The organism is Chitinophaga hostae, assembly GCF_018224885.1.
GTDB classification, from domain to species: Bacteria; Bacteroidota; Bacteroidia; order Chitinophagales; family Chitinophagaceae; genus Chitinophaga; species Chitinophaga hostae.
Map to the genome: position 1 here is coordinate 48,025 of NZ_JAGTXB010000017.1, position 18,175 is coordinate 66,199.

The 18,175-nt window shown below is 45.0% G+C and carries 20 protein-coding genes; 12 read left to right on the plus strand and 8 right to left on the minus strand.

The features are described from left to right. The first annotated feature begins 606 nt into the window (after positions 1–606). A complete protein-coding gene (locus KE626_RS25630) occupies positions 607–1,386 on the plus strand; it encodes a M12 family metallopeptidase (RefSeq protein ID WP_211975872.1) in 780 nt (259 codons plus the stop codon). A gap of 294 nt (positions 1,387–1,680) precedes the next feature. Here the strand turns inward: KE626_RS25630 and KE626_RS25635 are convergent, their stop codons facing one another. Both KE626_RS25635 and KE626_RS25640 read right to left on the minus strand, forming a co-directional pair. Beyond that, a complete protein-coding gene (locus tag KE626_RS25635; RefSeq protein ID WP_211975873.1) occupies positions 1,681–2,154 on the minus strand; it encodes a hypothetical protein in 474 nt (157 codons plus the stop codon). Between the two features lie 21 nt (positions 2,155–2,175). Next, entirely contained in the window at positions 2,176–2,667 is a 492-nt protein-coding gene (locus KE626_RS25640; RefSeq protein WP_211975874.1) for a hypothetical protein, read from the minus strand. A 274-nt stretch (positions 2,668–2,941) separates the two neighbouring features. Here KE626_RS25640 and KE626_RS25645 point away from each other — a divergent pair, with 274 nt between their 5' ends. Then, positions 2,942–3,973 (plus strand): AraC family transcriptional regulator, encoded by a 1,032-nt coding sequence (locus KE626_RS25645; protein ID WP_211975875.1) that lies wholly within the window; start codon positions 2,942–2,944, stop codon positions 3,971–3,973. Between the two features lie 95 nt (positions 3,974–4,068). On the opposite strand, the gene KE626_RS25650 is transcribed toward KE626_RS25645, so the two are convergent. From KE626_RS25650 to KE626_RS25670, 5 genes are all read right to left on the minus strand, one after another. Beyond that, positions 4,069–4,932: an alpha/beta fold hydrolase gene (locus tag KE626_RS25650; RefSeq protein WP_211975876.1), complete on the minus strand. Its 864-nt coding sequence runs from the start codon at positions 4,930–4,932 to the stop codon at positions 4,069–4,071. Positions 4,933–4,957: 25 nt separating this feature from the next. Beyond that, entirely contained in the window at positions 4,958–5,518 is a 561-nt protein-coding gene (locus tag KE626_RS25655) for a dihydrofolate reductase family protein (protein WP_211975877.1), read from the minus strand. Positions 5,519–5,684: 166 nt separating this feature from the next. After that, positions 5,685–6,374, minus strand: coding sequence for a hypothetical protein (locus KE626_RS25660; RefSeq protein WP_211975878.1), 690 nt, complete (start codon positions 6,372–6,374; stop codon positions 5,685–5,687). A gap of 252 nt (positions 6,375–6,626) precedes the next feature. Further along, the gene (locus KE626_RS25665) at positions 6,627–7,985 is read right to left on the minus strand and encodes a DNA/RNA non-specific endonuclease (protein ID WP_211975879.1); all 1,359 of its coding nucleotides are present in this window, start codon (positions 7,983–7,985) and stop codon (positions 6,627–6,629) included. A 41-nt stretch (positions 7,986–8,026) separates the two neighbouring features. Beyond that, entirely contained in the window at positions 8,027–8,428 is a 402-nt protein-coding gene (locus tag KE626_RS25670; protein WP_211975880.1) for a nuclease A inhibitor family protein, read from the minus strand. Between the two features lie 145 nt (positions 8,429–8,573). On the opposite strand from KE626_RS25670, the gene KE626_RS25675 reads away from it, so the two are divergent. The 3 genes from KE626_RS25675 to KE626_RS25685 are packed head-to-tail and all read left to right on the plus strand — an operon-like array spanning position 8,574 to position 9,913. After that, entirely contained in the window at positions 8,574–8,912 is a 339-nt protein-coding gene (locus tag KE626_RS25675; RefSeq protein ID WP_211975881.1) for an ArsR/SmtB family transcription factor, read from the plus strand. A gap of 27 nt (positions 8,913–8,939) precedes the next feature. Next, positions 8,940–9,365, plus strand: coding sequence for a VOC family protein (locus KE626_RS25680; RefSeq protein ID WP_211975882.1), 426 nt, complete (start codon positions 8,940–8,942; stop codon positions 9,363–9,365). Positions 9,366–9,421: 56 nt separating this feature from the next. After that, positions 9,422–9,913, plus strand: a complete 492-nt coding sequence (locus tag KE626_RS25685; protein WP_211975883.1) for an SRPBCC family protein — start codon at positions 9,422–9,424, stop codon at positions 9,911–9,913. Positions 9,914–9,942: 29 nt separating this feature from the next. On the opposite strand, the gene KE626_RS25690 is transcribed toward KE626_RS25685, so the two are convergent. Then, the gene (locus tag KE626_RS25690) at positions 9,943–11,472 is read right to left on the minus strand and encodes a serine hydrolase domain-containing protein (RefSeq protein ID WP_211975884.1); all 1,530 of its coding nucleotides are present in this window, start codon (positions 11,470–11,472) and stop codon (positions 9,943–9,945) included. Positions 11,473–11,818: 346 nt separating this feature from the next. On the opposite strand from KE626_RS25690, the gene KE626_RS25695 reads away from it, so the two are divergent. The 7 genes from KE626_RS25695 to KE626_RS25725 all read left to right on the plus strand — a co-directional run bounded on the left by KE626_RS25695 (position 11,819) and on the right by KE626_RS25725 (position 18,169). Continuing rightward, the gene (locus KE626_RS25695; protein WP_211975885.1) at positions 11,819–12,451 is read left to right on the plus strand and encodes an isochorismatase family protein; all 633 of its coding nucleotides are present in this window, start codon (positions 11,819–11,821) and stop codon (positions 12,449–12,451) included. A 122-nt stretch (positions 12,452–12,573) separates the two neighbouring features. Beyond that, on the plus strand, positions 12,574–13,866 hold the full coding sequence (locus KE626_RS25700; protein WP_211975886.1) for an alginate export family protein: 1,293 nt from the start codon (positions 12,574–12,576) through the stop codon (positions 13,864–13,866). 18 nt (positions 13,867–13,884) lie between these two features. Continuing rightward, positions 13,885–14,652, plus strand: coding sequence for a M17 family peptidase N-terminal domain-containing protein (locus KE626_RS25705; RefSeq protein WP_211975887.1), 768 nt, complete (start codon positions 13,885–13,887; stop codon positions 14,650–14,652). Then, on the plus strand, positions 14,645–16,522 hold the full coding sequence (locus tag KE626_RS25710; RefSeq protein ID WP_211975888.1) for an amidohydrolase: 1,878 nt from the start codon (positions 14,645–14,647) through the stop codon (positions 16,520–16,522). Before KE626_RS25705 ends, KE626_RS25710 begins: the two co-directional genes overlap by 8 nt. A gap of 10 nt (positions 16,523–16,532) precedes the next feature. Further along, a complete protein-coding gene (locus KE626_RS25715) occupies positions 16,533–16,964 on the plus strand; it encodes a DoxX family protein (protein ID WP_211975889.1) in 432 nt (143 codons plus the stop codon). 9 nt (positions 16,965–16,973) lie between these two features. Further along, the gene (locus KE626_RS25720; protein ID WP_211975890.1) at positions 16,974–17,447 is read left to right on the plus strand and encodes a Dps family protein; all 474 of its coding nucleotides are present in this window, start codon (positions 16,974–16,976) and stop codon (positions 17,445–17,447) included. A 26-nt stretch (positions 17,448–17,473) separates the two neighbouring features. Continuing rightward, positions 17,474–18,169 (plus strand): YoaK family protein, encoded by a 696-nt coding sequence (locus KE626_RS25725; protein WP_211975891.1) that lies wholly within the window; start codon positions 17,474–17,476, stop codon positions 18,167–18,169. Positions 18,170–18,175 lie beyond the last annotated feature (6 nt).

The following is an 18,175-nucleotide window of genomic DNA, read 5'->3' on the forward strand; positions in this document are numbered from 1 at the left end:
ATTTTGGATTTTCGGGTTCATTGATTTTGGTTTTGTTTCAGGAAAGATATATGTATGGCTACAACACCTGATGGGTGAAGGTATTCATCTACAGTACCAGATCCGGGAAATCAAACAGGCTTATTCAAAAAAGTTCATAGAAATTGGTATAAAGGTTTACTACTTATGATTTCATGTTCACCTTAAAATTACGCGTATAGTATTTTCTTGCTCGACAGATTTCAAATATAGCTTTTTTTATCAAAAAAATAAACTTTCCTATACCAAATCAGTAGACTATTAAATTGGCGGCGTATTCAGACCAACGCACAACTTTTTTATACGAAACAAATTTGCCGAATAACATTTTGCTGTATATTTGGAAACAACCTGACAGTTTTAATATTTCAAAAATTGCCAATTTAGTATGGAAACCTAACAACTACAATTCACAACGAGCGCACTACTTTATTGAAAACCAAGACCCGTATCGTAGCGGGGCGTACGCTGTCTGTTTGCTATTTTAGCAATCTGTCGATGACATCAACGATACAATGAACCATATTTTTATCGATTTTTCAATTCTCTTTTAACCCAAATCTCAAACCTTTATTTAAAAAGCAAATCATGGAAAAGAAGCACCTATTATGTTACCTGTCTTTAATGGCAGCATTGGTAGCGGGTTGTAAAAAAACCGACAACGCCCCTGCACAGATTGAAAACAAAACGGCCGTACAGGCCAGGGTATGCGTTGACAAACCTATGATTAAGGGAAACGTTACTACAGAGGGAGTAGTTGTAAAAGCCTCCAGGTGGCCCAACAAAAAAGTAATTACGGTTAAATTTCTAAATGGGAGCACATTCCTGAGAAGCAAAGTAAAAACATATGCCAAGGTATGGGAAAATTATGCCAGCATCAAGTTTAACTTTGTTGCAGACAATCAGCCGGCTAATCTGAAAGTTAGTTTCAGCAATGATCAGCAAAGCTGGTCATATATTGGCACTGATGCGCTGACAGCTGCACCCGGCAACGATGAATCCATACACTTTGGATGGTTTGATGATACCACAGACGACAGCGAATTCAGCAGAACCGTCACCCATGAATTTGGTCATGCTATAGGCCTGGCTCATGAGCAATCCAGTCCGGCGGCCAACATCCTGTGGAACAAACCTGTCGTTTATGCTTACTACGCACAGTTTGGCTGGTCAAAATCGGATGTTGATTATAATGTTTTTTACAAATACAGCAGCCAGGTAACGCAGTACAGCAAATATGACCCCGCTTCTATTATGCAATATCCAATAGATAAAGGCTTTACTACAAATGGTTTCTCCGTAGGCTGGAATACAGTATTATCAGCAACAGATAAAAGTTTTATAGCTACGATATATCCTAAGATTTAGCTGTTAGCTGTTAGCTGTTAGCTTTTAATAAATGCAGCGTATAATAATGCGACAGTGATGACAATATGTTAATCTACGCCGCATTATTATACGCTGCATTTACTAAAAGCTAACGGCTAAAAGCTATTATCGTGGTTGCTGCTGCGTTACGCAGTGAATCATTCCTCCATTTGCAAACAGGTTGCGGCACCAGGAAAACGGCGCCTACCTGTTTTTGTATGGGTTAGGTTTCACCATTGTTGTCATTGGATTGATCCTCCGACTCCGCCAAACGCCTTTTGAAACAATAAGTCCCTATTTTTTTGCGTGTTTGAGTATGATGTGACTCCGCTTGCCGGTACAATTCGGGCGGCAGCAACAAGTGTCGCCCGCAATGTAAGTATTGCTATAAATCACCTGGGGCGGAGCCTTTTCTTCTTTGGCCGTCGCCTCTTTTTTGGCATTAAAAACCGCGAAGAGCAAAAAGCCAATCCCCACCAGGAAGAATATGAGTTGGGCTACTGAAGAATTCATTGTAGCAGGTCGGTAAACATCCGGCGTTCCCTTATGCTGGCTGCCGGCGATCGATCCAAAAACCACGTAGCCGGCCAGTACTGACAAGATAAATAGCACTTCCGCCGTTGCCAACGCCCAGCCGATGAATTCGAGTTTCTCATAGAAGAATGCCGGCGCCAACAGAAACGCCGATGCCAGCGTGACCAGTAACTTGGTCTGTTCCATATAAGTTTTAACCGCTTCCTGGTGATGATCGTATGGGGTATTAGTCATGGTAAGGATTTTAAGTAGCCATTATTTTTCTCTGCAAAAAGGAGGAATATTGCACCATTTTTTGAAAATACCGCGTAGTATGGAAAACGAAGTAGTACGGCCACGGGAACGTTTATCCAGGTAGGCGGGATCTTCTCTTGCCTCGTTCAGGATTTCGCGCACCGAGGAGCGCCAATCCTGCGCATTCAATTCTTCGAACTCACTCAGCTCCAGCAGCGGAAGAATGATCATGGACTTTGCCGTGTTGGTAAGCCTTATTTCCGACCGGTTTTCCCAGTCATTTATTTCCAGCATGATCTGTTCCAAAGCGGAAGGCTCTCCGGAAGCCAGGTCGTTCGACAACCGCTGATTTTTGAGCCACTCTTCATAGTTACGTGCCTCCTCGCTCAGTTGTTTCCTTTTCAGGTAGGACCTCACATCCCGCCAGGCATAATAAAGCATCACTAAAAACAGGAAAGGCACGATCAGGGTGGCCCATTGCATGGCCAGGAAAGTACTGAATTTTACATCCATAAAATGCCGGTTATAACAGTTATGATAACGACGATAAAAACGGTATAAGTTTGTGTTTTCCTTTCTATAGCCTCAGCGATAAAATCCAGGGTATAAAAGATATTTCCTTACTCGGGAACGGGGCCTTACATTGGGTTAAGGCTGTACATTGGATGTTAACTTTTCTAAGGTAACAGAAATATCGTAAACATCAAAATATTAGTAACCGGCTTTACGGGAGCTGTAACGATCTATTGACAAATGTATTACCTTGCTATTTCATTTTTTAAGTTAAATGAAAGCAAACTCCATTAGTCCGTATTGGGTGGCCATGCCCGTGATGCGCAATTTGATAATGCTGGGAGCAAGAAATGAGCAGGAAGTAGCCGCCATTTGCAAAGCGGCAAATATTCATCCGGACGATTTAAATAACATAGAAATGAAGGTATCACTGGAATGCAATATTGCCATTATGGAGGCGCTGTTGCAAATTTCCGGCGACGCTAATATCGGTTTACATTTAGGGGAAAAAGCCGCCCCTCCTATTATCGGCCAGGCCGGGCATCTGCAGCAGAGCAGCAGCGATGTACTTACGGCTTTCAAAAAAACAGTCTATTTCACCAGGACATTCACAGCACTATACGATTTCATTTATGAAGAAAAAGAGGACGAAGTGCTGCTTTATTTTGAGCCTGTACAACTTTGGAACGATATCGCCCCTGAGAGCGCCCGCCATGGGGTTGATATACCTTTTGCCGCCATTTTAAATTTCATCAGGGTCCTTTCCGGCCGGGTAGTATATCCTATCCGGGTACTGTACCGGTTTTCAAAAGTTAATGATACATCAGAGCACGAAAAGATTTTCAGGCGTAAACCACTGTTCAACAAAAATTGTAATTGTATTGTCTTTAAGAAATCAGACCTGGAAGTACCAATACTTGGCTACAACCCGCAGTTAAACGAAATTATTGAAAATTTGCTGCATGAAAAACTAAGAACGGCTAATGAAGGAGTGCGGCTTACGGCAAAGGTAAAGGAAGCAATTCTTGGTAACTATCACTACGATTTTCCCCAGCTGGAAACTATTGCCCTGGCTTTGAATATGACCCCGCGTACCTTACAGCGTAAATTACAGGAGGAAAATACCACTTACAGGGAACTAAGCGATACCATAAAATTTGAACTGGCTTCCGTGCTGCTAAAACATAATGAATTAAGTGTCGCTGAAATTGCCTATAAGCTTGGTTATACAGAACCGGGTACTTTCCGGAAAGCATTTAAACAGTGGAGTGGGAACACTCCGCTGGATTACCGCGACAAAGCGTAGCCTCTTTCATTTTCACCGAAAACTTCCCCCTGCTATGGTTACGGTTATGCGTTCATTTCCTGTTGGCCGCTATATTATCACTGACAAGGCTATGACTATTTCAAAAAGTGTTCTGCCAGTTCAAGCACTTTATCCGTTTGCATAATTACATCTACGTGGCCGGTATTGGGCAACACCGCCAGTTGAGATGTTGGATGTCCGGATATATCACTAAATACATTCCCGCCACATAGCTGGTACATCTTCGCCTTATGTGCTATATCCACGCCGTCATTATCTCCCATAATAAACAAAACGGAGGCCTTTATATTTTTTATGTTGGCATCGCCCAGGTCAAAATTCTCCGTATCAAACTTTATGAACTTAGCCGTAAATTTGTGGAAGGCAGTGCTGTCTTTGTAAATACCCGCGTGAGCCGCCTTATAGGGTGTCTGATCAAGAAAACCCGGGGGCAGCGATTGCAACATGTTTCTCATAACAGGCAGCCAGCCGGTATATTGGTATGGTGCGGAAAGTACTACAAGCCGATCCACCACATCCGGATGCAGCACCGCAAGCTGCATGGCCGTAGTTCCTCCGATACTAAAACCCATGATATCGGCCTTGTTAACACCGATGTATTTTAACAACGCTGCTACGTCGTCCGAAAATGCCGGGTAAGAAAACGGCCGGTCAATATCCACGGTATGGCCATGCCCCGGCAACTCCAGCGCTATCACTTTCCGGGTTTTCTTAAGTTCGGTTATCATCCCTCCCCAACATAAGGGGATCGTTTGATATGCCCCGTGAATTAACACCAAAGGTTTACCTTCACCATAAATTTCGTAGTACAGTTTCAAACCGTTTACAGGTGCGTAGCCCGCTGTATCCGGTTTTAGCGGTGGGTGTTCCTGTGCCATTAATTTTATTGAAATAAAACTGCTGATAAGTAATGCTGCTGATACAAGTGCTTTTTTCATTTGCAAAAATTTCTATTTAGACAGGCTATGATTTTGATTTATACTGCACCCACACAATGCCGCAAGGGAACACTTTTGACTGCAGCAGTTCCAAATCCTTCTTACCCGAAAAAGGGGCTAACCCATTCCCTATGGCTACGGGGTGAATGTATAAATTGTATTCGTCAACCAGGTTTTCGTTAATCACGTTAGCTGCAAAATCATTCCCACCGTACATAATCATATCACCTCCCTTGTTTTTCTTCAGGAGATTAATTTCATCCGCCAGGTTACCATTGGTAACTATCGTATTTTTCCAATCGGCATTTTTTAATGTTCTGGAGAAGACAATCTTGTGCGTGTCATTCATCTTGTCAACAAATGCCCGGTCCTCTCCTGCCGGTTCGGATTTCCTGGCTTCCCAGGTTGGAATAAAGCCTTCTGCCAATTTACGACCGAGCAAAATAGTATCTACCGGATCCGTCAGCTCGTTCAAATGCTCTTTTAATTGGTCATCAAAATTCCATGTCATCCAGTCAAGCTCTCCATTAGGCCCCGCAGCATATCCGTCGAGCGATAGCTGCATCTGAAGTTTAAGTTTGCGCATAATAAATTGTTATCGTTTGGGTGAAATAATATTATACCTGCAGTAGCAGCTACTATACTAAAATGTATATCACAAAGTAAAACCAGGGTGGTGACAAAGCAGGGGGTAAAACACGACAAAAAGATGGCACTACACGACACCAAAAAAATTTACTCTTCTTTCATGATCATTTCCCGACATGGTGTTGCCGGGAGGTTTTAATAAGTTTTACGCCCAGCATCAGTACGAATACAATGGAGGAAACCAGGTATACATTCAGGCCGGTTTCGGCCAATATTTTTACATCGAAAATATTTCCGGTGGCATCCAGCAAGGTCGCAATACCGGTGATGACGCCTGTTATACCAACAGCCTTATTTTCATTGTATAAAAGCCGGCCAATGCCGGCAAACCATATGGCGGCAAAAACTGCTTCCAGCATATTCCAGTAACCTTTGGTAATAATCAGGGTAATGTTTAGAAAAACAACTTCGGTTACTTCTTCCAGGTTTCCGCCTGCATCGGTATACTGCTGCATAAGGAACCGCCACGATACCGCCAGTGTTACTGCCCCTATCGCGCCAATCAACGTATAAGCCAGACCACTAAATGTAATAAGGGCTGTCCAGGGCGAACGAAATTTATACTGTTGATGATAGTACATTACAAGTGGTATCAATAAAAGGTAATACCCAAACATGTCCAGGATATTGAACCAGTAGGCGGTGTGGTATTTTGCTGAATACCTGAGTACCAACCGGGGATCTGAAAAGGCGTCAAAGTTATAGTCAACAGCCACCGCCCCTGCTGCCAGGCAGGCAATAGAAAAAACGACTGATATCAAACAGGTAACCCCGATGCTTAAACGATAATTCATAGTCGATGCTTAAAAGTGGCAAAATATTGCTTCAATCATTCAATATCTTTCTCCTGTAAAATTCCGATACTTAATTTGAGGAGATGGGGAGTTAATGCGACAAATAACAAACAGTTTACGACAAGGAGATCATGCTGCAAGGAGAGGCACGTGAGGTGCGGCCATAAAAATGCCCTCTAAAAAGTTAATCACTTTTTAGAGGGCATTTTAGTCTGTTACTGCTTATACAGTGATGCTATTAGTATGCTGTTCTCACGGATCCAACCTGGTTTCCAGGCTATCCTGTAACGACGGTCTCAGCGTCGACAGCAAATTATAGCCGGTTGCGCTTTCGATATCCCGAACAGTTGTTTTATATTCAGTCCAGTCGATATCGATGTCGTTGCGGTTGGGAGTATTTATGGCAATAACCCTGGTGCTGCCGTTGATCCTGTTCAGATCGCCGTTGCCACTAGGTATTACTACCACTACTTTCCAGATATTGGAAGGAACGGTTACATGTCCGTTATCAATGGTATTGGTAACACCTCCCAGCGAACCGGTACCGCCCTGACCATAAGAGCCGCAGATAACGTATACTTCGTTACCGGCTTTCACGAGGTCGCGGGTATAATTTTCCAGGTTAGCCCAGGTTTTCTGGTTATTATTTGGGGCCTGTGGCATCATGTTAGTCATGAGAAAAGTAGCAGAATTGGCGGTGGCTGACGCTGTTCTGTCGCCCGACGGGCAGTTATGACCACGATCAAATCCGGAGCCGCTATAGCTGCTGTTCTGTACCTGGTACCAGCCGGCGGGCAGGTCGCTATCGGCCCGGAAGTCGTTGCTTCTTGATAAGGTACCGAGGTCTGATGATTGTATGTGCCAGCTCACCCAATTAGGGGTACCACGGTTGCGGCTATACGACAATGCATAATATGTTCTTGCCATCAGGTAGTTATTCTCGGAGGAAATATCTGCCAATGCATTGCTCGGGTTGCCAAGGAGCAGGTTGCTGTCGTCGGATGCGCTGCCACCGCCGTCGCCGCCACCTGTGCCGCTGCCGGCAGCAACAGACACATCATCGATGTTGATCCTGCTGGAACCACCGGAGGTTTTACGGATAGAGATACGCAGGCTGCTGGTTGCCGGGAAGCTGAACGTAGCCGTTTGCAGACTTCCGGAAGTGGTGATGGTGTTGCCCTGCTGGGTCCAGGTTTGCCCATTATCGGCCGATGTCCAGAGCTGCCAGTTGCTGTTTGCATCTGAACCATAGGTACCATGCTTTACGCTAACGGTAACCGTTCCGGTTGCGTTGGTCATGCTGAAATCGGTGGTGATACTACCGGTGTTCCTTATACGAACTGATTTGGAGCCATTTTTCAAATCAGCGGCGAGGTTGCCGGTCAATGCATCGTCAAATGTCCAGGACCCGCTGCTCAGTGATACGCTGGCGGTTGCATAGGCTGTTTTACTGCCCGATTCAAAGTTTTCATTGAGAAGAACAACGGATTCTGTGGCAGCGGTACGCGGTTTACTGGTTTCCAGTGGCTGGATATCTGCTTCTTTTTTACAGGCAGAAAATAATAGGCCAACCAAACAAATGGCAATGGAGTGCCTGATGAATCGTTTCATAATTCATGTTTTTAAAGGGTTTCGGTAATGTGCTGATTTGCTTAGGATTCTATCGCTGTTGTAGCCAGTGCAATGCAGGTGCCGTCGGGCTGATGGCAAACGATATACACCGGAATGCTGGCGCCGTTTTCCACCCGGACTACCTGGATGCTGGTAAAGTGTTCGTTGAGAAATTGATGAAGGGCTTTAAATTTTTGTGCGTTTTCTACAATGGGTGCATCGTTTGGATCGGGTACGCGCTCTACTTCGCTGAAGAAATCTGCCGGGCTAACGGACTTAACGATGCCTGGTTCCACCTGGTGGCGGGAGGCTATCTTTCCCATTGTTGCTGCTGCAGGAAGCAGGCCCCACTGTTCGATAGCCAGCGGATATTCTGATTCACTGTAGTATAAAATACCAGTTGTTTTACTTGTCAGGTTTTCCAATAAAGTATTCAGGTGCATGAAATGAAATTAGTACTTTCCTAAGTAGGTTTTTGTCTGGATAAGATTGATAACAATAGGTTAATGTAGTTGTGCCGGGCAATTGAAAAAAAATTTGCGCAGTCAAATAACTGCACTTATATTTGCAGTCAAATAGCTGCATAAAATGAATATCCGCAGAGACGTGTTCCAGGCTTTAGCCGACCCAACCCGCAGGGTAATAGTGGGCCTGGTGGCACTTCAGTCAATGACACCAGGTGAGATCGCCGAAAAATTTGACTCAACCAGGCAAACAATTTCAAAACATATTCAAATCTTAACTGAATGCGAATTGTTGGGCCAAACGCAATCCGGCAGGGAAATTTACTATCATCTCAACTTAAAAAAATTAAAAGAAGTTGGAGACTGGCTGGAACCATACCGGAAAATGTGGGAGGGCAGATTTGATGCAATTGAAGATTTACTGGATGAAATGCAAAAGAAAAAAACAAAGCGAAAAAAGTAGTTCATTATTAACGTAAAAATCAATTAAATGAAAAAGCAAATGTATCCCTGCCTCTGGTTTGATGGTCAAGCCAGGGCTGCAGCAGAATTTTACTGTACTATTTTCCCCGACTCAAGCATCATCAACGATTCAGGAGTAGTGGTGAATTTTCAACTCAACGGGCAATTCTTTATGGGCCTGAACGGAGGTAATCAATTTCAATTTAATGAAGCCGTTTCCTTTGTCATTCCCTGTAAAGACCAGGAAGAGATCGACCATTACTGGTACAAACTTATTGCTGACGGGGGCTCGGAAGGCCGTTGCGGATGGTGTAAAGATAAGTTCGGATTGTCCTGGCAGGTAGTGCCTACCCTATTAAATGAGTTAATGTCAAATCCTGAAAAAGCACCACGTGTTGCAAAGGCTTTCATGCAAATGCAGAAATTTGATATTGAGGCGCTGGTGAATGCATGAGCATTTGAAAACGTAGGCCTGCCAAAGAACGATTCCCAATTGATTTAATCCTCTCATTGAAAACAATCATGGCAAAACAAGTCGAAGTTATCAGAACATTTAATGCACCGGTTGAACTGGTTTGGAAAGTCTGGACTGAACCCGAGCTTGTGAAGCGTTGGTGGGGACCTAAACACTTCACATCACCCGTTGCCAAACTGGATTTTCGGGAAGGAGGCAAATCCATTGTAAGTATGCAAGCTCCGACAGAAATGGGTGGACAGGAATTTTACTCTGTTTGGGAGTATAAAAAAATTGTTCCGCTGAAAATAATTGAGTTTGTTCAAAGCTTATCTGATAGTGAGGGCAACAAAACAGATCCTGTGAAAGTGGGTATGCCGCCCGATTTTCCGGTAGACATTAAAACTGTGGTGACTTTCAGAGAAGTGGCAGATGGTAAAACGGAAATGACTGTTACCGAGTACGCGGAGTTTGGTACCATCAGCAACTTTGCACAAATTGGTTTGGAACAAAGTATAGAAAAGATGGCTGCTATCTTTACCAGCTGACTTCACAACTTAACAAAAAAGCCTTCCGATTATAGTCGGAAGGCCATTATTGACACGGGAAAAACTTCATTGATTTTATGAGTCCCCTCCTTAATTAAAACCTCGTTCCCACTATCCCCAATTTTAAAATCAATCAAATATTTATTAATCTTAGATAGCATATTAAACTCGATCTCAAATTCATTTCCGGTCTTCCAATATCCTCTTAACGCATACAGGTGGCCTGAACCGGCATCCTTGTAAAATTTATATGCGGCACCAATGCCCAAAGGATAGATAACGGTTTGTTCCCCGGTTTGCTTTAACATAAGAGATAGATTCCCTTTCTTCCATATAATTTCGGCACTATTAATAGCTAAACTATTCTTTGGGAAAATGATCGACTTATTAAACAACTTCTCTTTTCCAGTAGTGCCGGAAATATGCACAGGCGAATCAATAAGCGCTGTTGCCGCTTGACGTTGCCTCTTTTTAAAGTTCTTAAAGGCCACTGGATCACTTTTCAATTTTTTATCCGCGTGAAGCGCATTACCAATAAGATCACCAATCTGTTCTTTTTCATCTTCCTCCAGCCCTCCTGCTGTAATTACAACAATTGCATTGTTGATGGAATCGATATGCACCCTTTGCGTGCCCCTGCCTTCGGCATTGTAGCTATCCCCCTTTTCAATCCAAAAACCATATCCGTAGCCATTCCCGTTTGAAAATACTGTGTTCATTGATTTGGCTTTCCTTATCCAATCTGCGGAAACAACGGATTTATTATTCCATTTACCACCGTCTAACAATAGCTGGCCAATTTTAGCAAGATCATATGGCCTCAGGGCAAGGTCGCCCCAACCGTAATTAATACCCTGATTATTTTTCGACCAATAAAAAGACTTTATTCCCAGCTCATTAAAGAGGTATTTTTTAGCAAAATTTTCAGGAGATAAACCGGTGGCCCGGTGAATAATTTCAGCCAGCAGGTAGTAATTACAACTGCAATAAGAGAATTGCCGCCCGGGGTCAGCAACAAAAGGAATATCGAAAATAAATTCCGGCCAATTGCCGGATGGAAATAATTCATTGAACAGACTATCTTCATTTGAAGAGCCGCAATCAAAACCCGAGGTCATGGTGAGCAGGTCCTTAATTGACAATGTTTCAAAACCTTTGCCTGTTAGTTTGATCTCCGGGAAAAATGATGAAACCAATTGATCCTCATTCTTTATATAACCTTTATCTATGGCTATGCCAATAAGCAGGGATGTTACTGACTTTGTGCAAGATGCTATGTCATGCCGCAAATCGGGGCGAAAAGGATAAAAATAGGCATCAAGTACAATCTTGTTATTCCGTATAACTAAAAGGCTATGGATATTTACTTTTTTTTCTTTTATATAAGTAAATATCTCACTTAATCCTTTTGAGGAAAACCCTTCTTCCTCCGGTACGGCAACAGAAAAAGTTTCTGGCATCTCAGATGCAGGGGCCTTTGTTATTTGAGAAAAAACAAGCACTGTTTTAAAGAACAGTAGTAGCAACAAAGTATTCTTTTTATAACTGAAGCTGCGCATAGATAACAATTCATTTGTCTTTTTACAAATCTCCAATACTCTTACAATTTAGATATTTATTTTGTATTTGATCCATCGGCGTCGCATATACGAAAACATCGCCGGAGCAGTTCCATTCGTGGCTATTCGTAAAAATTAATTCCCGGGCGGGAAGTAGCTAATATAGATAATCGTTATCGGTAAATGACGTTGCTTGTAAATCCAATGCTCGTAAATTTTATGTTTCCCTTTCATAATTTTACGAAATATCGTAAAAAATAATTTATTGGAAATAAACATAATACATTAATTATCAAATACTTAAAAACAGGCACCTGAATTGCCTCAGCGGGAGCAAACTTTTAAAATGAAACCATCTACCCACTTATTGTCTCCCGACAATCATGCACTTATCTTAATCGACTTTGAAGGCCAAATGGGCTTTGCTACTAAAAGCATTGCTTTAAGTGAGCTGAGAACCAACGCAGCTATTATTGCCGGTGCATCCAGGATATTTAATGTTTCCACAGTGGTGACCACTGTAGCGGAAGAATCCTTTTCCGGTCCTGTATTTCCTGAAATTGAAGAATGCTATCCAAAGGCAACATCCGGCTATATTGACCGCACGTCCATGAATACCTGGGAAGATGAAGCGGCTTACAAAGCAATCATCGGAAAAGGAAAAAAGAAACTGGTAATGGCCGGTCTGTGGACAGGCGTTTGCATTGTAGGCCCGGCCTTATCTGCACTCGACGAAGGCTATGATGTATATGTTATCACCGATGCCTGTGGCGATGTAAGCACCGAAGCCCATGAACGGGCGGTTCAAAGAATGGTACATGCCGGCGTAAAACCGATGACTTCCGTTCAATACCTGCTGGAACTGCAACGTGACTGGGCCCGCCAGGAAACCTACAAGGCGGTTACTGATCTGATGAAAAAATATGGCGGCGCTTACGGTATCGGTATCCATTATGCCCACAATATGCTGAAACACTAACTATCTCCTAAAAACCATTCCAATTGCCCGTAAAAAGCCTCCTCCGTCCCGTTCGTATAACCGTACTTGTTATAGCTTGTCTTTCATCTGTTATCCGGACAGCAGGACAAAGTTTTAAACTAATGCGCTTTGACGAAGACTATTCCTTCCTCAAAGACTCCACCGGCAATTGCTACCGGAAAGTAAAATATAATCGTCTATCCAAAGATGGCAGCGCCTATGTTTCATTTGGAGGAGCTGCCAGGATGGAGTATGTCGATTTTAACAACGAAGACTGGGGCAGGCTGGGCATTGGGCACAATCGTTTTCTGCTGCAACGTTATGATCTTCATGCAGACATTCACCTGCATGAGCGGTTCAGAATTTTTGCACAAATCAGAAGCGCATGGGAAACGGGGAGAAAAAATGGTCCCCGCCCTATCGATGAAGACCATTTGAACATACAAAACCTCTTCGTTGACGCTGCTATCATTAAAAGAAAAGAGAAGCAACTTATTCTCCGCGCCGGCAGGCAGGAACTTGATTATGGAAGCGGGCGGCTGATTTCCGTCAGAGAAGGACCTAACCTCCGGTTGTATTTCGATGGAGCTAAACTGATGTACTCCACCCGCCACTGGAGTATCGATGGATTTGCGATGATGGCAGATACCATCAACACCGGCGTCTTTGATAATACATCGGGCAAAACATTAAATCTCTGGGGATTATACAGTAAGATAATTATCCCCGCTTTTCCCAATATTGACCTGTATTACATAGGCATTAAGCGTGACCGGTCCTTGTTCGAAGAAGGCCTCCAACGCGAGTTGCGTCATACCCTGGGCACCAGGATATGGCGGTACGGCGGGGGATTTATTTACAACCTCGAAGCCGCCTGGCAATTCGGCTCCTTTGGAAATGGTCATATCAATGCCTGGACAGCCTCTGTTGAAGCAGGTTACCTGTTTGAAAACATTCCCGGGAAACCGGCAATCAGTCTACGTAATGACTATATCTCAGGAGACCGGCATAAAGGAGATGGCAGCCTTCAGTCTTTCAACCCGCTTTATCCCAAGGGCGGATATTTCGGTTTCAGTCCGCAAATCGGTCCTGTAAACCTCATAGATCTGCACCCCTATGCCACTATCAATATCGGTAAAAAGATAATGGCGCAGGCGGATGTAGTACTCAACTGGCGATACTCGCTCCAGGATGGTATCTACCGACCCAGTGGAGGATTTAATCTTCCCGGGGCTGCATCTGCTGAAAGGCATATCGGTACCGCCTATCTCGCCAGCATTGTGTACAGTGTGAACAAATTTATCTCATTCAACTCCGGCATTCAATATTTCCAGCCAGGCGCCTTTATCCGGGATATGACGCCCGCCTCAAAGGACGGCCTGTTCATCAACACCAGGCTCAGTTTCAAATTTTAGCATAAAAAAAGATAAACCATGAAGAATACATTCATTACCCGCTATCGCAAAACACTCATCACCTTTATGAGTGCCTCCTTTCTCCTGCTGCAGGCTGTTTCACTTATGGGCCAGCATGCAGGAGATGCAGTTAAAACTACACCCATAGGTACTGCAAAAGTATGGGGCAAAATGGAGGGAATATCCATTGCAGGGCTTGTACAGGGGCCTGGCGCCGCTGTTGCACCATTACAGGTAGCCTGCGTGTTTGAATATACTGAGGGAGATATTTTTAATCCCCCGGCTTTACCGGCAGCGCTCAACGGGATGGTACATCTTGACCAGGCGCTAAAAGGACAGATCACCGAGTTGAGAAAAACTGGAAAGTTCGAAGGGCATTACCTGGAAACATTGCTGATCACTCCTCCTAAAGGTGCACTGAAAGCGCCCAGGCTGCTGCTGATTGGCCTTGGCGACCGCCATCAGTTCAATGCTGACATGATGATCAACGTAGGCGCAATGGCGCTTCGGGAAGCCAATAATATGGGCGTTACCAGCTTTGCGTTTGCCAGTGATATCAAAGACGCCGGCATCGACTCACCTACTGCGCTGGTAGCTGGTAATGTTACCAAAGGCATCATCAACGCCAATCGCACACAACGTTACCTGCAACAACATCACCTTGCCTCCGCCAAACCAGTCATTAAAGCCGTCCTGCTGGCCGGACCTGCCTTTTTTGAAACTGCCGGAGAAGGCATTCAGGCAGCTATTGCATCCTTCAATCATTCAACACCATCTCATGAATAAAACAGCAGCCATCGTTTTATACAATGGAAAGATACATACAGTAGATCCATCCCAGCCACGGGCTACCGCCATAGCCATCAGCGATGGCAAATTCGTTGCCGTAGGCGATGATAAAACCATTCTTCAGCAATACGGCGTGGACGGAACTGTACAGATAGACCTTAAGGGGAAGCGCGTAATTCCGGGATTGAACGACTCTCATATTCACCTCATTCGCGGTGGCCTGAATTATAATCTTGAGCTCAGGTGGGACGGCGTTCCTTCCCTTGCCGATGCTTTGGCCATGCTGAAAAAACAGGTATCCATCACCCCTTCTCCCCAGTGGGTAAGAGTGGTAGGCGGATGGACTGAACATCAGTTTGCAGAAAAAAGAATGCCCACGCTGGAAGAAATCAATGCGATCGCACCGGATACGCCTGTTTTCATTATGCACCTGTACGACCGTGCCTTCCTGAACCATGCGGCCCTGCGGGCAGTAGGCTTTACCAAAGACACACCGGCGCCTCCCGGCGGTGTGATTGAAAAAAACAGCAAGGGGGAGCCCACAGGACTGATACTTGCGAGTCCCAACGCCATGATCCTCTATTCCACACTGGCAAAGGGACCGAAACTATCTTTCGAGCACCAGGTCAACTCTACCCGTCATTTTATGACGGAACTAAACAGGTTTGGCATCACCAGTGTGATTGATGCAGGCGGCGGATTTCAGAACTTTCCCGATGACTACCAGGTGATCAGCGAGCTTCATCAAAAACAACAACTCACTGTACGCATTGCCTATAATCTTTTTACGCAAAGACCTAAACAGGAACTGGAAGACTTCCGCCACTGGACCAGTACTGTAAAACTCCACCAGGGAGATAACATGTACCGGCACAACGGCGCCGGTGAAATGCTGGTATTCTCCGCCGCTGATTTTGAAGACTTCCTGCAACCGAGGCCCGACTTGCCGGAAACCATGGAAGCTGACCTGGAAAAAGTGGTGCGTCACCTCGTGGAAAACCGCTGGCCCTTCCGCCTGCACGCCACATACAATGAAAGCATTACCCGCTTTCTGAACGTCTTCGAAAAAGTGAACAGGGATATTCCTTTCGACGGCCTCCACTGGATATTTGACCATGCCGAAACCATTGATGAAAAGAACATTGACCGCGTAAAAGCGCTGGGCGGCGGCTTCGCCATTCAAAGCAGGATGGCATTCCAGGGAGAATACTTCACCGACCGGTATGGAAAAACAGCCGCCGCGCATACGCCGCCGGTAAAACGAATGTTGCAGGCGGGCGTGCCGGTGGGCGCAGGTACAGATGCTACCCGTGTAAGCAGCTACAATCCATGGATTGCGCTATACTGGCTTTCTGCCGGCAAAACAATAGGAGGCCTGCAACTGTATGATAATGCCACTAAACTGAGCAGGGAAACAGCGCTTGAATTATACACCCGGGGAAGCGCGTGGTTTTCCGGGGAACAGGATACCAAGGGTTGTATCAAAGCCGGACAGCTCGCCGACCTCGCCGTACTCGATGCCGACTTTTTTGAAGTGCGGGAAGACGCGATCAAATACATCGAATCTGTATTAACCATCGTAGGTGGAAAAATTGTGTTTGGCAATGGTGAATTTTCCCCTTTCTCCCCCGCTCCTATTCCCGTTCTGCCCGAATGGTCGCCGGTGAAACAGTTCGGCGGCTATTATGCTGATGCAAAAAACCGTGTTGCACCAATAACAGCGGCTGTTGCCAGCCAGATACATTGCTGTGCCGGCAGCTGCAATGTTCACGGGCATGAGCATAACACAGCGAGGCTAAGTAATATTCCTGTTAATAACTATAGTGCATTCTGGGGCGTATTTGGTTGTTCTTGTTTTGCTTTCTAAACTTTCTTTTATGAACGAAATCATTAGCCATATACTCTATTCAGATGCCGGAAGTGCCGTCAACAACTATGCTTTGCTGGCCTTCCGGGTATTACTCGCCTTTGAGTTGTTCCGGGTACATGGCATGAAAAAATTCCGCCTGGAAAACGGCCAGCGGGAACACGTTCCCAATCCATTGCACCTGCCGGAGCAGCTGAATGGGCTGGTAGCCACCTTTTCCGACACGGTCGTTCCATTCCTGGTGGCCCTGGGATTGGTAACCCGGCTCGCCATTCTGCCTACCATTGGTGTAACGGCCATTGGTTATTTTATCGTACACCGGGCCGACAGTCCGGAGATACGGGATGTGCCCTACATGTACACCCTGTCGCTTTTACTGCTGTTGGTGCTGGGCCCCGGACGCTATTCTATCGACGTACAATTCTTATATCACCTTTTCTAAATTTTCAACATGCAAGTCAACATTGGAATTAAACAAGAACATCTCGCTGCTGTAGCCCACTCACTCGGCAAAATACTGGCAGATGAATTTATTTTGTATACCAAAACGCGTAAAGCCCACTGGTGTGTAACCGGGCCTGATTTTCATAACAAACACCTGTTTTTTGAAAGCCAGTACCAACAACTGGAGGAGATAATAGATGACATAGCTGAACGAATCCGTACCCTTGGCCATTTTCCACCGGCTACGCTGAAAGAATTCCTGTCTCTTACCCATCTCACTGAAATGACCCGGGAAAAAAACGACGGTATCGGTTTTATCAAAGACCTGCTGCATGACCATGAAAGTATACTTATACACCTGCGTGAAAACATTAATGGTTATGCTGCTGCATTCCATGATGCGGGCAGCAGTGATTATATCACAGGACTGATGGAAACGCATGAAAAAATGGCCTGGATGCTGAGAGCACATCTGGAATAAATTGTCCACATAAACAGATCACTGGCATGATAGAACAAAAACATAGTATCAACTGGGTCACCTTTCTGCTGGCATGGGTAGCGGGTTATTGTGACACCGCCACCTTTGTATCCGGCGATTCCATTTTCTCCGCCCATGTTACCGGCAACTTCATTGTGTTTGCCGCGCAGGTATCTTCCGGAAACACCCATGCTGCCGCATGGATTAAGCTGATCACCTTTCCGGTATTTATCATTGCTGTCATGATGGGCGGCTGGCTGGCAGAAAAATCTCTCAAAAAATACCGGATTTTGATGATAGAAGGCCTAATTTTGATGGTCTGCGGATTAGCAGCGTTCCTCCTGCCTCTTTTAACCACATGGGAAGACAAGCTGGTGACATACGTCATAGTGATGGCGACAGTGCTGGGAATGGGCTTGCAGAATGCTTTCGGAAAACTTTTTGCCAAAGAAACATACGGTCCTACTACGATGATGACCGGCAATGTTACACAGGCCGCACTGGACCTTGGAAATATCATCCGGAAAGGTATATCCGGAAATGAGCTTTCCCTGTCTGGCCTGCAAAAACAAGCTGTCACCATTGGCGGTTTCCTGGCCGGTTGTATTGTTGGCGCCCTTCTTTCCCGCAAGGTGGGGCTAAGCGCCATGATACTACCCGGTGTGGCCATCGTAGTATGTTACCTGCAGGGCGAAGCGTCCGCACAAAAATCGGAAGGATAAACCTAT

What these genes read in the sequence shown, in the direction of transcription:
- KE626_RS25630 (WP_211975872.1), top strand. Translation starts at nt 607, where the DNA reads ATGGAAAAGAAGCACCTATTATGTTACCTGTCTTTAATGGCAGCATTG.
- KE626_RS25635 (WP_211975873.1), bottom strand. Translation starts at nt 2,154, where the DNA reads ATGACTAATACCCCATACGATCATCACCAGGAAGCGGTTAAAACTTAT.
- KE626_RS25640 (WP_211975874.1), bottom strand. Translation starts at nt 2,667, where the DNA reads ATGGATGTAAAATTCAGTACTTTCCTGGCCATGCAATGGGCCACCCTG.
- KE626_RS25645 (WP_211975875.1), top strand. Translation starts at nt 2,942, where the DNA reads ATGAAAGCAAACTCCATTAGTCCGTATTGGGTGGCCATGCCCGTGATG.
- KE626_RS25650 (WP_211975876.1), bottom strand. Translation starts at nt 4,932, where the DNA reads ATGAAAAAAGCACTTGTATCAGCAGCATTACTTATCAGCAGTTTTATT.
- KE626_RS25655 (WP_211975877.1), bottom strand. Translation starts at nt 5,518, where the DNA reads ATGCGCAAACTTAAACTTCAGATGCAGCTATCGCTCGACGGATATGCT.
- KE626_RS25660 (WP_211975878.1), bottom strand. Translation starts at nt 6,374, where the DNA reads ATGAATTATCGTTTAAGCATCGGGGTTACCTGTTTGATATCAGTCGTT.
- KE626_RS25665 (WP_211975879.1), bottom strand. Translation starts at nt 7,985, where the DNA reads ATGAAACGATTCATCAGGCACTCCATTGCCATTTGTTTGGTTGGCCTA.
- KE626_RS25670 (WP_211975880.1), bottom strand. Translation starts at nt 8,428, where the DNA reads ATGCACCTGAATACTTTATTGGAAAACCTGACAAGTAAAACAACTGGT.
- KE626_RS25675 (WP_211975881.1), top strand. Translation starts at nt 8,574, where the DNA reads ATGAATATCCGCAGAGACGTGTTCCAGGCTTTAGCCGACCCAACCCGC.
- KE626_RS25680 (WP_211975882.1), top strand. Translation starts at nt 8,940, where the DNA reads ATGAAAAAGCAAATGTATCCCTGCCTCTGGTTTGATGGTCAAGCCAGG.
- KE626_RS25690 (WP_211975884.1), bottom strand. Translation starts at nt 11,472, where the DNA reads ATGCGCAGCTTCAGTTATAAAAAGAATACTTTGTTGCTACTACTGTTC.
- KE626_RS25695 (WP_211975885.1), top strand. Translation starts at nt 11,819, where the DNA reads ATGAAACCATCTACCCACTTATTGTCTCCCGACAATCATGCACTTATC.
- KE626_RS25700 (WP_211975886.1), top strand. Translation starts at nt 12,574, where the DNA reads ATGCGCTTTGACGAAGACTATTCCTTCCTCAAAGACTCCACCGGCAAT.
- KE626_RS25705 (WP_211975887.1), top strand. Translation starts at nt 13,885, where the DNA reads ATGAAGAATACATTCATTACCCGCTATCGCAAAACACTCATCACCTTT.
- KE626_RS25710 (WP_211975888.1), top strand. Translation starts at nt 14,645, where the DNA reads ATGAATAAAACAGCAGCCATCGTTTTATACAATGGAAAGATACATACA.
- KE626_RS25715 (WP_211975889.1), top strand. Translation starts at nt 16,533, where the DNA reads ATGAACGAAATCATTAGCCATATACTCTATTCAGATGCCGGAAGTGCC.
- KE626_RS25720 (WP_211975890.1), top strand. Translation starts at nt 16,974, where the DNA reads ATGCAAGTCAACATTGGAATTAAACAAGAACATCTCGCTGCTGTAGCC.
- KE626_RS25725 (WP_211975891.1), top strand. Translation starts at nt 17,474, where the DNA reads ATGATAGAACAAAAACATAGTATCAACTGGGTCACCTTTCTGCTGGCA.